13 protein-coding genes are annotated in these 14,489 nt (G+C 62.5%); 12 read left to right on the top strand and 1 reads right to left on the bottom strand.

The window, feature by feature from the left end:
- Positions 1-40: 40 nt before the first annotated feature.
- Complete coding sequence (locus BN2154_RS02585) at positions 41-1,645, bottom strand: ABC-F family ATP-binding cassette domain-containing protein (protein ID WP_050617304.1); 1,605 nt, start codon at positions 1,643-1,645, stop codon at positions 41-43.
- A 142-nt stretch (positions 1,646-1,787) separates the two neighbouring features.
- Between BN2154_RS02585 and BN2154_RS02580 the strand changes: the two genes are divergently transcribed.
- The 12 genes from BN2154_RS02580 to BN2154_RS02525 all read left to right on the top strand — a co-directional run bounded on the left by BN2154_RS02580 (position 1,788) and on the right by BN2154_RS02525 (position 14,483).
- The gene (locus tag BN2154_RS02580) at positions 1,788-2,669 is read left to right on the top strand and encodes a putative RNA methyltransferase (protein ID WP_050617303.1); all 882 of its coding nucleotides are present in this window, start codon (positions 1,788-1,790) and stop codon (positions 2,667-2,669) included.
- Positions 2,670-2,821: 152 nt separating this feature from the next.
- A complete protein-coding gene (locus BN2154_RS02575) occupies positions 2,822-3,997 on the top strand; it encodes a DEAD/DEAH box helicase (RefSeq protein WP_050617302.1) in 1,176 nt (391 codons plus the stop codon).
- An 88-nt stretch (positions 3,998-4,085) separates the two neighbouring features.
- Positions 4,086-4,295, top strand: coding sequence for a PspC domain-containing protein (locus tag BN2154_RS02570; RefSeq protein ID WP_050617301.1), 210 nt, complete (start codon positions 4,086-4,088; stop codon positions 4,293-4,295).
- 161 nt (positions 4,296-4,456) lie between these two features.
- On the top strand, positions 4,457-4,756 hold the full coding sequence (locus BN2154_RS02565; protein ID WP_050617300.1) for an MGMT family protein: 300 nt from the start codon (positions 4,457-4,459) through the stop codon (positions 4,754-4,756).
- Between the two features lie 104 nt (positions 4,757-4,860).
- Positions 4,861-5,772, top strand: a complete 912-nt coding sequence (locus BN2154_RS02560; RefSeq protein WP_050617299.1) for a DUF2156 domain-containing protein — start codon at positions 4,861-4,863, stop codon at positions 5,770-5,772.
- A gap of 27 nt (positions 5,773-5,799) precedes the next feature.
- The gene (locus BN2154_RS02555; protein WP_050617298.1) at positions 5,800-6,678 is read left to right on the top strand and encodes a GNAT family N-acetyltransferase; all 879 of its coding nucleotides are present in this window, start codon (positions 5,800-5,802) and stop codon (positions 6,676-6,678) included.
- Between the two features lie 377 nt (positions 6,679-7,055).
- Positions 7,056-8,003: an ABC transporter permease gene (locus BN2154_RS02550; protein WP_050617297.1), complete on the top strand. Its 948-nt coding sequence runs from the start codon at positions 7,056-7,058 to the stop codon at positions 8,001-8,003.
- 3 nt (positions 8,004-8,006) lie between these two features.
- The gene (locus tag BN2154_RS02545; RefSeq protein WP_050617296.1) at positions 8,007-9,341 is read left to right on the top strand and encodes an ABC transporter permease; all 1,335 of its coding nucleotides are present in this window, start codon (positions 8,007-8,009) and stop codon (positions 9,339-9,341) included.
- A 16-nt stretch (positions 9,342-9,357) separates the two neighbouring features.
- Positions 9,358-10,458: an ABC transporter ATP-binding protein gene (locus tag BN2154_RS02540; RefSeq protein WP_050617295.1), complete on the top strand. Its 1,101-nt coding sequence runs from the start codon at positions 9,358-9,360 to the stop codon at positions 10,456-10,458.
- The gene (locus BN2154_RS02535; RefSeq protein ID WP_050617294.1) at positions 10,451-11,458 is read left to right on the top strand and encodes an ABC transporter ATP-binding protein; all 1,008 of its coding nucleotides are present in this window, start codon (positions 10,451-10,453) and stop codon (positions 11,456-11,458) included. The genes BN2154_RS02540 and BN2154_RS02535 overlap by 8 nt, the downstream gene beginning before the upstream one ends.
- A 232-nt stretch (positions 11,459-11,690) precedes the next feature.
- Positions 11,691-13,433, top strand: coding sequence for a peptide ABC transporter substrate-binding protein (locus tag BN2154_RS02530; protein ID WP_050617293.1), 1,743 nt, complete (start codon positions 11,691-11,693; stop codon positions 13,431-13,433).
- Between the two features lie 207 nt (positions 13,434-13,640).
- On the top strand, positions 13,641-14,483 hold the full coding sequence (locus BN2154_RS02525) for a transporter substrate-binding domain-containing protein (RefSeq protein ID WP_368013981.1): 843 nt from the start codon (positions 13,641-13,643) through the stop codon (positions 14,481-14,483).
- Positions 14,484-14,489: the final 6 nt, after the last annotated feature.

Here is a 14,489-nt window from a genome sequence, read left to right as displayed (position 1 = left end):
CCGCCGGGGCCATGGGCCCTGCGCCCGACGCGGGAGGCCCTCAGCCCTGCGCCTCCTGTGCCACCCGCTCCAGATACTCGTCGTAGGTCATCAGACGGTCGATGAGCCGGCCGTCGGCGGTGAAGTCAAAGATGCGGTTGGCCACGGTCTGGACCATCTGGTGGTCGTGGGAGGAGAAGAGCACGTTGCACTTCACCGCCTCCAGCCCGTTGTTGACGGCGGCGATGGACTCCAGGTCCAGGTGGTTGGTGGGCTGGTCCAGCAGCAGCACGTTGGCCCCGGAGAGCATCATCCGGGAGAGCATGCACCGCACCTTCTCGCCGCCGGACAGGACCTTGACGGGCTTGTACACCTCGTCGCCGGAGAAGAGCATCCGGCCCAGGAAGCCCCGCAGATAGGCTTCGTGCTTGTCCTCGGAGAACTGGCGCAGCCACTCCACCAGATTGTCCCCGCAGTCCTGGAAGAACTCGGTGTTATCCTTGGGGAAGTAGGAGAAGGTGGCCGTCTGGCCCCACTTCACGGTGCCCTCGTCGGGCTCCCACTCGCCGGTGAGGATCTTGAACAGGGCGGTGTGGGCGTTTTCGTTCTCGCCCACGAAGGCGATCTTGTCGCCGTGATTTACCGTAAAGGAGACGTGGTCCAGCAGCTTCACGCCGTCCACCGTCTTGCTCACGTCGGTGACGAACAGAATGTCCTTGCCCACCTCCCGGTCGGGGGAGAAGGCCACCCAGGGGTAGCGGCGGGAGGAGGCGGGGATCTCCTCCAGGGTGATCTTCTCCAGCAGCTTCCGGCGGGCGGTGGCCTGCTTGCTCTTGGACTTGTTGGCGGAGAACCGGGAGATGAACTCCTTGAGCTCCTGGGCCTTCTCCTCATTCTTCTTGCTCTGGTTCTTCATCAGGTTCTGCATGAGCTGGGAGGCGTCATACCAGAAGTCGTAGTTGCCCACGTACATTTTGATCTTGTTGTAGTCGATGTCCACGATGTGGGTGCAGATGGTGTTGAGGAAGTGCCGGTCGTGGCTGACCACGATGACGGTGCCCTCGAAGTCCAGCAAAAAGTCCTCCAGCCAGTTGATGGCGTTGATGTCCAGGTTGTTGGTGGGCTCGTCCAGCAGCAGGATATCCGGATTGCCGAACAGCGCCTGGGCCAGCAGCACCTTCACCTTCAGCCGGCCGTCCACGTTCTCCATCACGTCATAGTGCATGGACACCGGGATGCCCAGGCCCTGGAGGATACGGCTGGCGTCGGACTCGCTCTCCCAGCCGCCCAGCTCGGCGTATTCCTCCTCCAGCTCGCAGGCGCGGATACCGTCTTCCTCCGTCATGTCCTCCTTGGCGTAGAGGGCCTCCTTCTCCTTGCCGATGTCGTACAGGCGCTGGTTGCCCATGATGACCGTGTCCATGACGGTATAGGCGTTGTAGGCGTTCTGGTCCTGCTTGAGCACCGACATGCGGGTCTTGGGCAGAATGGACACCTCGCCGGAGGTGGGCTCCAGCTCGCCGGAAAGGATCTTCAAAAAGGTGGATTTCCCCGCGCCGTTGGCGCCGATGATGCCGTAGCAGTTCCCCTTGACGAACTGCAGGTCCACGTGGGAAAAGAGGGGCTGGCCGCTGTATTGGAGGCCCAGATCGGAAACAGTGATCATGTCGTACTCCTTTTTATATAGAAATCATCATTCGAAGAGGTATTATATCATAACGGCGGAGGAAATCCTAGAGAAAAATTGGACAAGTTCCGGGGATTGTGGTATATCTGAAAGCAGCTTTTTGAGAAAAGGAGGGGGGCATATGGAGAGCCTGTTCCGCTGCCCCGTCTGCGCCGCTCCCCTGGACCGGGGGGAGCGGGCCTACACCTGCCCCAACGGGCACAGCTACGACATCGCCCGGGAGGGATACGTGCACCTCCTCCCCGCCAACCGGAAGCACGCCCGGGCCCCCGGTGACGACAGGGATATGGCCGCCGCCCGGAACCGTTTTTTGTCCGGGGGGTGGTACGCTCCCCTGCGGCGGACCCTGTGTGAGCTGGCGCTGGAGTGCCTGGGGGAGACGGCGGCTCCGGCGGTGCTGGACTCCGGCTGCGGCGAGGGGTATTACACCGCCGGGGTGTACCGGGCCCTGATGGAGACCGGCCGTCCGGTCCGGATGGCGGGGGTGGACCTGTCGAAGCCCTCCCTGCGCTGGGCGGCCCGGCGGGAGAAGAACGCCGAGTTTGCCGTGGCGTCGGTGTACCATCTGCCGGTGGCGGACGCCTCGGCGGACCTGCTGCTCAACTGCTTCTCCCCCCTGGCTCTGGAGGAGTTTCGGCGGGTGCTGCGGCCCGGCGGGACCTACCTCTATGTGGTGCCCGCCGCCCGGCACCTGTGGGAGCTCAAGCAGGTGCTGTACGACGCACCCTATCGGAACCGGGAGGCCGAGACGCCCTATGAGGGCTTGGAATATCTCGACATCGTGCCCGTGACGGCGGCGCTGGACCTGCCCGACCGGGAGACTCTGGCGGACCTGTTTCGCATGACCCCCTACTACTGGAAGACCCCCAGGGCGGGAGCGGAACGCCTGGCCGTCCTGGACGGCCTGCGGGTGACGGCAGACTTCCGGGTCCACGTGTTCCGGCGGAGGAAAGAGGCCGGCCGTCGGTCCGGAGCCGGGCTTGCGCAACAGGCCGGACTGTGATATAGTGGTCGCGCGAACTGCGCCGGGCCGGGCCCGGCAGTTGGATTTGAGGTCGCGCCCCGGAGCGCGGGCGTTTGGGTACGAAAGGGAGTTTCGATGCCTGTGGGAGACCTTGAATCAGGCAAATCGAAATGGAAAGGACTTTTGCACCCATGGAAATCAACGGTGAGCAGGTCAACGAGGTCGTGCGCTACGACCAACTGGAGCTATCCCCCGAACTGATGAGGGCCATTGAAAAGAAGGGCTACGTCCAGGCCACCCCCGTCCAGGGCGGGGCCATCCCCTATTTTATGGAGTGGAGGGACGTGATCGCCAAGGCCCCTACCGGCACCGGCAAGACCTTTGCCTTCGGCATCCCCATGGTAGAGCACGTGGACCCGGCGTCGGACGCGGTTCAGGGCCTGGTGCTGGCCCCCACCCGGGAGCTGGCCATCCAGATTATGGAGGAGCTGCGGGACCTGTGTGAATTCAAGGAGGGGGTCCGGGCCGTGGTGCTCTATGGCGGACAGCCCATCGAAAAGCAGATCACCCAGCTCAAGAAAAAGCCCCAGATCGTGGTGGCCACCCCCGGCCGCCTGATGGACCACATGAAGCGCCGCACCGTCCGGCTGGATCAGGTCCAGACCGTGGTGCTGGACGAGGCCGACCGGATGCTGGATATGGGCTTCATCCACGACGTGACCCGCATCCTGGACCAGATCAAGTCCCGGAAGAACCTGGGCATGTTTTCCGCCACCATCTCCCGGGAGGTGATGGATATCTCCTGGGTATACCAGAGGGACCCGGTGGAGATCGTGGTCCGGGCCGACGAGCAGAACAAGCCGGACATCCAGCAGTACCGCATCGCCGTGGACCGGGGGGAGAAGGTGGACATCACCGTCAAGCTGCTGGAGGCGGGCAGCTACGAGCGGGCCATCGCCTTCTGCAACACCAAGAATATGACCGACCGGCTGGCCGGCCTGATGAAGATGAAGGGCATCTCCGCCGAGGCCATCCACGGTGACATCCAGCAGCGGGTCCGGGAGCAGACCCTGAACAAGTTCCGCAGGGGAGAGCTTCGGGTGCTGGTGGCCACCGACGTGGCCGCCCGGGGCCTGGACATTGACGACGTGGACGTGGTGTTCAACTACGACGTGCCGGACGAGAACGAGTATTACGTCCACCGCATCGGCCGCACCGGCCGGGCCAAGCGTCACGGCGTGGCCTACACCCTGGTGTCCACCATCACCGAAGAGATGCGCATGGACGACATCCAGAAGACCACCAAAAACGAGGTGGCCCGCCTGAAGTATGAAAAGGGCGTTCTGCTGGAGGTCGAGGGGAAATAGGGCTGGATTTTAAGGATTTTTAATCTTTTCTCTCTGGTTTTTTTCATCCTTGGGCCGTATACTGAATACAAATGAAGGAGGGGTTGCTATGAACGAACCGAAAAAGCTCTATCGCCTGGACCATGGGATGCTGGCCGGCGTCTGCGGCGGCGTGGCCGAATATTTTAACATGGACCCCAGCCTGGTGCGGCTGTTGTGGGTGGTGCTCACCGTCGTCAGCTTCTCGCTGGGCTTCTGGGTCTACCTCATCGCCGCCATCATCCTGCCCAGAAAGAGCGACGTCTACCCCGGCTATTGAGCGCCGGGGCCGGCTCCGGGCGCTGCATGCCAGCGCCCGGAGCTTTTTGCGCCCGGCCTGGTTTTTCACGGGCCAAACGTGTTATACTAATTTTCTATCGGACTGGAGCATGATGCGGAAGAAGGGAGCTGTCCTCAAAAGGGACGGGAGGAGGCCGGACGGTGAGCTATTATGACAAGGTATATGCCCTGGTGCGGCAGATTCCGCCCGGCCGGGCGGCCACCTACGGCCAGCTCGCCCTGATGACGGGCAGCCCCCGGGCCTCCCGGGCGGTGGGCTACGCCATGGCGGCCTGTACCGACTCCGCCATTCCCTGCCACCGGGTGATGGCCCGGGACGGCGTCATCCGGGAGCACGCCTTTGGCCCTGGGGTCCAGCGGGCCATGCTGGAGGCGGAGGGAGTCCCCTTCACCCCCGACGGGCGGGTGGATTTGGCCCGCTGCCGCTGGGACGGTCGGTGACCGGGTGAAATGCCGGGCAAAATCGGCGGGTTTTCCTTGCGTTGGGGAGGACTTCGTGATAGAATTTCGTATTAGAAAGCATTGCCAAGGAGAATGAAACCGATATGATCGACTTCCGAACGCCGCAGCCCTCGGACAAAGCCTGGGTGGACGCCCTGCTGGCCCAGGCGGACTACCGGGGCTGCGACTATAATTTTACCAATCTGTTTGTCTGGAGCCGGGCCTATGGCCAGGAGATCGCCCAGGTGGACGGGTTTCTGGTCACTCATCTGTGCGGACGGATGGGGTGCAGCTACATGTATCCGGCGGGCAGCGGCGACTTGGCCGCCGCCATCGACATCCTGGCCCGGGAGGCCGACGAGCGGCGGCAGCCCCTGCGGCTGGTCTGCCTCACCACCCGGCAGATGGAGGAGCTGGACCGGCTCATGCCCGGCCGCTTTGCCTATGAGGCCGACCGGGACGGCTTCGATTACCTCTACGACATCGACCGCCTGGCCGATCTGACCGGCAAAAAGCTCCACGCCAAGCGCAACCACATCAACCGCTTTATGGACAATAACCCCTCCTGGGTCTATGAGGAAATCACCCCCCAAACCCTGCCCGAGTGCCTGGAAATGGATCAGGAGTGGTATCGGCGCAGCATGGTCCGGGAGGGCGCCGCCGAAGAGCGGGACCTGGGCGACGAGGGCATCGCCCTGCGCACCGCCATGGACCATTACCACGCTCTGGGCCTGGAGGGGGGGCTCATCCGGGTGTACGGGGAGGTAGTGGCCTTTACCATGGGGGACCGCCTCAACTCCGACACCTACGACGTCCACTTTGAGAAGGCCTACGGCGAGCTCCAGGGGGCCTACGCCATGATCAACCGGGAATTTGCCCGGTGGGTCCGGGCCAAGCACCCCAACGTCCGGTACCTCAACCGGGAGGACGACATGGGGGTGGAGGGCCTGCGCAAGGCCAAGGAATCCTACTACCCCGACCGGATGGTGGAAAAATACGCCGCGACCCAGCGGTAGAGCGCGGCAGAGAAAGAAGGTGACCCCATGATCGAGATCAGACCCGCCCGCCCCGGGGAGGAGACCCGGCAAAAGGAGCTGTGGAAGCTGTCCTTTGGGGACGACGACGCCTATATCGACTATTTCTATACCCACCGGCCAGCCGGTGTGGAGACCCTGGTGCTGCTGGAGGACGGGGCCCTGGAGACCATGGTGGCCCTCTTCCCCGTCACCCTGTCTCTGCCGGACGGAGCCCAGGCCAGCTCGGCGTACATCTATGCTCTGGCCACCCACCCCGGGGCCCGGAAGAAGGGCTTCGGCCGGTTTATCCTCAACTATGTAGATTTTTACCTCCAGGAGAAAAAGCTGGACTGCGTCACCATCGTTCCCGCCGAGGCCAGCCTCCACCGCTTCTTCGCCGCCGCCGGCTTCTCCGAGTGCTTTGCCACCCGGAAGGTGGAGCTGCTACAGTACATGGCCCGGCGGAACTGCGCGGGGGACACCCTCGCCCCCGCCGATCCGGAGACGTATAACCGGGTGCGGGAGCGGCTGTTGGAGGGGACCTTCCGGGTCTCCTATGCCGACGGCGCCATCGGCTACCAGGAGGGGTTGTCCCGGATGGCCAACAGCGGACTTTATCTGCTGAACGTGAACGGCACGCAGGGCTGCGCCGCCGCCGAATACCTCAACGAGGACTCGGTGCTGGTCAAGGAGCTGATTATCCCAGCTCCCGCCATGGCCGGGGCGGCCGCCCTGTTGGCCCGGGAGCTGCCCGCCGTCCGCTATCATCTGCGCACGCCTCCCTTCTGGGATGGGCTGCCCGGCAGCTATTTGCAGGCGTTTGGCATGGTCAAGTGGTACAACCCGGAGCTGGAGGCCGCTTGGCGCAACGAGCGGAAGGGCTATATGGGCCTGGGATTCGACTGAGAGGCCCCCGGCGGCCGGAAACGGGCATACGGACGGAAGGGCAGCGGCGGACCGACGCAAGGGCGTAGGTCCGCCGCTTTTGCAATGTAAAGCGTCAAAAAATGCGCTGCCCTCAAAAGTGCCTCTGACACGAGGACAGAAGACTGGTTTTGTGTTTTCAAACAGAAAACCATTGCAGGACATGAAGGATTTAGCATCAATTTGAAAAGCACAACACCTTGACGGAGAAGTAAGAATAGTATAAAATATGAAAATCGGAAACACTTTGACAGCCGCCCGCGGACCCCTGCCCAGACGTCCGGTGCGCGGCTGTCCGCTTGTGGAGGCATGGGCGCGGAGCGTCCAAACAGAAAGAACGAATTGTAGGAAGTGAAAAAATGGCAAAATATCTGGTGAAACGGGTATTGATGGCGCTGCTGACGGTATTTCTGGTGGCGACGCTGACCTTTTTCCTGATGAACGCGGCGCCGGGTAATCCGTGGCTGGCGGAGAAAACGCCGCCGCAAAGCGTCATCGACGCGCTGAACGAGAAATACGGGCTGGATAAGCCGCTGCCGGAGCAGTACATCCGGTACATGAGCAACCTGCTGCAGGGAGACTTCGGCACGTCGATCAAGATGTCGAAGAACCGGCCGGTGCTGGAGATGATTATGGAGAAGTTCCCCATCTCCGCCAAACTGGGCATCGTGGCGGTGGCCTGGGCCACGCTGGTGGGGGTGCCGTTGGGGTGCCTGGCGGCGTACCGGCGGGGGAAGCTGACGGACAGCATCCTGCGGGTGGTGTGCACGCTGGGCGTGTCGCTGCCGGCCTTTGTGGTGGCCAGTACGCTGATGGTGGTGTTCTGCGGGGGTGTGGAGGCGCTGCACTTCTTCCCGAACACCTTCTCGGAGGCCAACGGCATCCGGGGCTATATCCTGCCGTGCCTGTGCCTGGGGCTGTATCCCATGTGCTACATTGCGCGGCTGACCCGGTCGTCCATGCTGGACGCCATCAACCAGGAGTATATCAAGACAGCGCGGGCCAAGGGCCTGAAGACGGCGCCCATTATCTTCAAGCACGCGCTGCGCAACGCGCTGATCCCAGTCATTACTTACCTGGGCCCCCTGACCGCCTTTACTCTGTGCGGCGGCTTCGTGGTGGAGAAAGTGTTCAACATCCCCGGTCTGGGCCGGTCCTTCGTGCAGTCGATCACGGCGCTGGACTACCCGATGATTATGGGGACGGTCATTTTCCTGGCGACCTTTATCGTACTGATGAATCTGGCGGTGGACATCCTTTATAAGGTGGTAGACCCGCGTATCAATCTGGCCAAGGGGGTAGACTGACCAATGGCGGACCATAAAAACAAGCCTCGCTTTGGCTCTCTGCAGCCCGACGTGGAGGATATCCTGCACTGGAACGACCTGACCGACTCTGACTTCTCCAAGGCCAGCGCGGCGGAGAAGGAGGACTTCATTCAGCAGCGCAAAAGCGTGTCGTACTGGGCGGACGCGTGGCGGCGGCTGCGGAAGAACACGGTGGCCATGGTGGCGCTGTGCGTGCTGGTGGCCATCATGCTGTTCGCCTTTGTTGGCCCGATGGTGGTGCCCTACGGCTATGACCAGTTCAACAAGGGCGCGGAAAACCTGCACCCGTGGCATACGAGCCTGGAGGACCAGGCCAAGCTGGCGGAGGCGCTGAACACCAAGGACCCGGAGCAGGCCGTGGAAGAGGCCCGGGCCAAGGCGGAGGCGGAGGGCAGGCCCTTTACCGCGGTGGACGCGGCGGTGGTGCGCGCCAACGCCAAGGCGTCCAGCACCTACACGGACGAGGAGGGCAATGTGCTGTCCGGAGACGAGCTGGAGTCTTATCTGCGGCATGAGCTGGGAATCAAGACCCACCTGTTCGGCTACTCCAACAAGGAGCTGGAGCGGAAGGCGGCGGGGGAGTCGGTGTTCCCCCACGTGTTCGGCACGGATAAATTCGGGCGGGACATCATGGTGCGCGTGATGGTAGGCACCCGGGTGTCCATGCTGGTGGGTGTGTGCGCGGCGCTGCTGGTGCTCATCATCGGGGCGACGTACGGGTCCATTTCGGGCTACTTCGGCGGCAAGGTGGACGCGGTGATGCAGCGGATCGTGGAGGTCATCTACTCGGTCCCCGAGGTGCTGGTTATCCTGCTGCTGTCGGCCATGCTGGGCGAGGCCATCAAGGCCTACAGCGGGCCGGGCTCGGCCTTTGTGGCCACCATGGGGGCCAACCTGATCTCCATGTTTATGGCCTTCGGCATGCTGTACTGGGTGGGCATGAGCCGCATCATCCGCGGCCAGGTCCTCCAGGTGAAGCAGCAGGAGTACGTCACCGCCGCCCGGGCCCTGGGCGCCTCCAGCGGCCGGATCATCAAGCGGCACCTGCTGCCCAACTGCATCGGGCAGTTGGTGGTGACCACCTGCCTGCAAATTCCCTCCGCTATCTTCCTGGAGTCCTTCCTGTCCTTCCTGGGCGTGGGCGTTTCGGCGCCCATGACCAGCCTGGGGTCCATGGCATCGGAGGCGCTTCAGGGCATGTATTCCTATCCATACCGGCTGTTTTTCCCGGCCATCATCCTCAGCGTCATGATCCTCTCCTTCAACCTGTTCGGAGACGGCCTGCGGGACGCTCTGGACCCGAGACTGAAGAAATAAGGAAGGAGGAGACGACATGGAATCGAATATCAATACAACGCAGGAGCAGAAGTCCGGCAAGCTGCTGGAGGTCCAGGACCTGCGGGTCTCCTTCTTCACGCCTGCGGGCGAAGTGAAGGCGGTCGGCGGGATCAGCTATGATCTGAACTATGACGAGGTCATGGGCATTGTGGGCGAGTCAGGCTCGGGCAAGAGTGTGGAGGCGTACTCCATCATTGGCCTTCTGCAGTCCCCGGGCAAGGTGATCGGCGGGTCCATCACCTTCGAGGGCCAGGATGTGCTGGCCAAGACGAAGGAGGAGATGACGGACTTCCGGGGCCGGGAGGTGGCCATGATCTTCCAGAACCCCATGACCTGCCTGAACCCGGTGTATACGGTGGGCAACCAGCTCATCGAGGCGCTGCGGGCCCACGACAAGAGCATCTCCAAGGAGGACGCGTCGAAGCGCGCCATGGAGATGCTGGAGCTGGTGGGGATCAACAACGTGGCCAAGCGGATGAAGCAGTACCCCCACGAGTTTTCCGGCGGCATGCGGCAGCGGGTGATGATCGCCATGGGGCTGATCTGCCACCCCAAGCTGCTGATCGCGGACGAGCCGACGACGGCGCTGGACGTGACCATCCAGGCACAGATCCTGGAGTTGATGAAGGACCTGCAGAAGAAGACCCACATGGGGATCATCTTCATCACCCATAACCTGGGCGTGGTGGCGGAGATCTGCGACAAGGTGAGCGTGATGTACGCCGGCAAGATCGTGGAGCAGGGTCCGGTGGACGACATCTTCTACCGGCCCAGCCATCCGTATACGGTAGGGCTGCTGCGGTCCATGCCCCGTGTGGACGCGGAGAGCTACGAGCGGCTGATCCCCATCGAGGGCACGCCGGTGGACATGCTGAACCCGCCGGAGGGGTGTCCGTTCGCGCCGCGGTGCGAGCACTGCATGAAGATCTGCCTGAAGCAGATGCCTCCCTATGTGGAGATCGGGGAGGACCACCGGTCGGCCTGCTGGCTGCGGGTGCAGGAGCGCAAGAAGGGTGAAAAGCTGGGCGCCGAGGGCGGCGCGCTGGATAAGACGGCCCCCGATACCAAGGCAGAGGAGGGCACGGACCATGAGTGAGAACAAGATCCTTCTGGAGGTCCAGGACCTCAAGAAGTATTTCCCGGTGAAGGGGACGAAGGGCCCCGGGGTACAGGCGGTGGAGAGCGTGTCGCTGTTTATTCACCGCGGTGAGACGCTGGGCTTGGTGGGCGAGTCGGGCTGCGGCAAGACGACCCTGGGCCGCACCATCCTGCGGCTGCATGAGCCCACGTCGGGCAAGATCATCTACGATGGGGAGACCATCTTTGAGCGGACGCTGGACGCTGCCGGCAAGCCGGTGGGACAGAAGGTGGCGGTGAACATGCTGCCCTACCGGCGGAAGATGCAGATCATCTTCCAGGACCCGTCGGCCTCCCTGGACCCCCGCATGACGGTGGGAGAGATCATCGGCGAGGCCCTGGATATCCACAAGCTCTACGGCAGCAAGCAGGAGCGGACCGACCGGATCAAGGAGCTGCTGGGGCAGGTGGGCCTGAACACGGAGCACGCCAACCGCTACCCCCACGAATTCTCCGGAGGCCAGCAGCAGCGGGTGGGCATCGCCCGCGCGCTGGCGGTGAAGCCGGAGTTCATCGTGTGCGACGAGCCCATCTCGGCGCTGGACGTTTCGATCCAGTCCCAGGTGGTGAACATGCTGGAGGACATGCAGCAGGACCTGGGCCTGACGTATCTCTTCATCGCCCACGACCTGAGCGTGGTGCGGCACATCTCCAACCGGATCGGCGTGATGTATCTGGGCTGTCTGGTGGAGCTGGCGGAGAGCTATGAGCTGAACCGGCACCCCCTGCACCCGTATACCAAGACGCTGCTGTCTGCGGTGCCGGTGCCGGACCCGGAGGTCTCCCGGTCGCGGCAGCGGATCGTGCTGGAGGGCGACATCCCGTCTCCCATGAACCCGCCTACGGGCTGCCGGTTCCATACCCGGTGCCCGTATGCCACGGACAAGTGCAAGCAGGCCGTTCCCGAATTCAAAGAGCACGCGCCGGGCCATTGGGCGGCCTGCCATCTGCTGGGGTAAAGCGGCGGGAGCTCCTGCGGACAACCTCCATGTAACACTTTTGAAACATTTGCTTTACAAGTGCGTCACATGTGTGCTATAATGCCAATACTCCCGGGAGTCTGATTTTTCCAGGAGTCAATGGCGTATACGCCATTTTTCTGTCCTGTCAGACAGGACAGAAGCCCTTTCCCCGCGGTATCACGCCTGCATAGGCTTATAGATGATACAAAATCAATCAGGAGGTATTGAAATGAAGAACCGTAAGAGACTGCTTGCCCTGGCTCTGGTAGGCGTCATGTCTCTGGGCATGCTGCTGTCCGGCTGCGGCGGCACCAGCGCTCAGAGCCCCTCGCCCTCTCCGTCCGCCTCGGCTCCCGCCGAGAGCACCCCGGCCGAGGGCTTCGACATGGCGGTGTGCATCGCGTCCGAGCCCCAGACCATCGACCCCGCTCTGAACTCCGCCGTGGACGGCGCCATCATGACCCAGCATATGTTTGAGGGCCTGATGAAGTGGGTCGACAGCGGCAACCCCGTCAACGAAAAGGGTAACATGAACTACGCCGCGCTGGCGGCCGGCCAGGCCGAGAGCTATGAGAAGACCGACAACGGCGACGGCACGGTGACCTACACCTTCAAGATTCGCTCCGACGCCAAGTGGTCCGACGGCCAGCCCGTCACCGCCAACGACTTCGTGTACTCCTGGCAGCGCCTGGCCAACCCCCTGACCGCCGCCGATTACTGCTACATGATCGACATGGTGCAGGGCTACGCCGCGGTCAACGCCGGTGAGGCCGACCCCACCACCCTGGGCGTCTCCGCTCCCGACGAGAGCACCTTCGTGGTCAACCTGACCTACGACTGCCCCTACTTCCTGGAGATCTGCGCCTTCCCCGCCGCCTTCCCTGTCCGTCAGGACATCATTGAGGCCTATGGCGATACCTGGACCACCGACGACAACTCCAGCCACTATATCTCCAACGGCCCCTGGAAGCTGGCCGAGTGGGTTCATGATTCCTACATCAAGATGGTGCCCAACGAGTACCACTATGATGCCGCTAACCTGGGCCCCAACTCTCTGACCTTCCAGCTCATGGAGGATCAGAACTCCATGCTGGCCGCCTACCGTTCCGGCGACCTGCAGTTCATCGAGGATATGCCCGTGGATGAGATCGCTGGACTGCTGGCTTCCGGCGAGCTGAACATCGTGGATTATATTGGCACCTACTATGTCTGCTATCAGACCCAGGCCGCGCCCTTTGACAACGCCCTGGTCCGCCAGGCCTTTACTCTGGCCATCGACTCCAAGTATATTGTGGAGCAGGTGACCCAGACCGGCCAGGTGCCCGCCACCGGCTTCGTGCCCGCCGGCATCTATGACGCCGATCCCAACGGCGATGACTTCCGCACCGTGGGCGGCGACTACTGGGACGCCCCTGTGGACGACGCCACCTACCAGGCCAACTGTGAGAAGGCCCGCCAGTTGCTGGCTGAGGCCGGCTATCCCAACGGCGAGGGCTTCCCCACCGTGACCTACCTGTATAACACCTCCGACGCCCACAAGGCCGTGGGCGAGGCCCTGCAGCAGATGTGGCAGGAGGAGCTGGGCGTCACCGTGCAGCTCCAGAACCAGGAGTGGAACGCCTTCCTGGAGACCCGTAAGAAGGGCGAGTACCAGATCGCCCGCAACGGCTGGATCGCCGACTACAACGATCCCTGCTCCTTCCTGGATATGTGGTACACCGGCGGCGGCAACAACGACGCCCAGTACTCCAACCCCGAGTACGACGCCATGATCGACGCGGCCAAGGCCACGTCTGATCCCGCCGAGCGCATGAGCTACTTCCACAAGGCCGAGGACATCATCATCGGTCAGGATTGGGCGCTGGGCCCCATCTACTTCTACACCCAGAAGTATATGATGGCCGACGACATCAGCGGCGCCTTCTACACCCCCCTGGGCTACTTCATCTACGGCTACTGCACCAAGGGCTGAGCCTTTACCGACAAAACGAGACCGCGCCGAACGGCGCGGTCTCGTTTTGCCTTTATGCAGGGTGACCATTTTATACGGACATTCATGCATATTCCTTTGCATTTGCATAAAATTGCAGTAATATGAAAAAAGGCTTGAATATTTGCGAGAGATGCTGTATAATCATCCGCATAGGAAAAGCCAAAGGCTGAAAGGAAGAGGATAGGAATGAAACAGATGAAAAAGGTGCTCTGCCTGGCTCTGGGCCTGGCTATGAGCCTGTCTCTGCTGGCCGCCTGCTCCGGCGGCGGCAGCGCATCTCCCTCCCCCAGCGCCAGCGCCCCCGCACCCTCCGCCAGCGCTCCCGCCGAGAGCGGCTTGACCACCGTGGAGGCCGGCAAGCTTCACATGTCCACCAACGCCGCCTTCCCTCCCTATGAGATGGTGAAGGACGACGGTACCTTCGAGGGCATTGATGTTGAGGTGGCAGGCGCCATTGCCGAGAAGCTGGGCCTGGAGCTGGTGGTGGACGACATGGGGTTTGACGCCGCCCTGCTGGCCGCTCAGAACGGCCAGAGCGATATCGTCATGGCCGGCGTCTCCGTTACTCCGGACCGTCAGGAGGTCATGGACTTCTCCGACAGCTACGCCACCGGCATTCAGGTGGTCATTGTCAAGGAGGGCTCCGACGTGACCATGGACAATCTGGGCGAGAAGATGATCGGCTGCCAGAAGGCCACCACCGGTTACCTCTACGCCTCCGATACCCCGGAGAACGGCGGCTACGGTGAGGACCACGTCATCGCCTATGAGACGGGCGCTCTGGCCGTGGAGGCCCTGAAGAACGGCCAGGTGGACTGCGTCATCATCGACAACGAGCCCGCCAAGGCCTATGTGGCCGCCAACGAGGGCCTGACCATCCTGGAGACCCCCTGGGTGGAGGAGGACTACGCCATCGGCATGAAGAAGGGCAACACCGCCCTGCTGGAGGCGGTGAACGCCGCCATGACTGAGCTGAAGGCGGATGGTACCTTCCAGGCCATCGTGGATCGGTATATCACTGCGGACTAAAAGGGA

This window comes from Intestinimonas massiliensis (ex Afouda et al. 2020) (assembly GCF_001244995.1).
Classification (GTDB): Bacteria; Bacillota; Clostridia; order Oscillospirales; family Oscillospiraceae; genus Intestinimonas; species Intestinimonas massiliensis.
The sequence above is the reverse complement of the archived record's forward strand: the minus strand, read 5'-3'. Positions and strand labels throughout refer to the sequence as shown.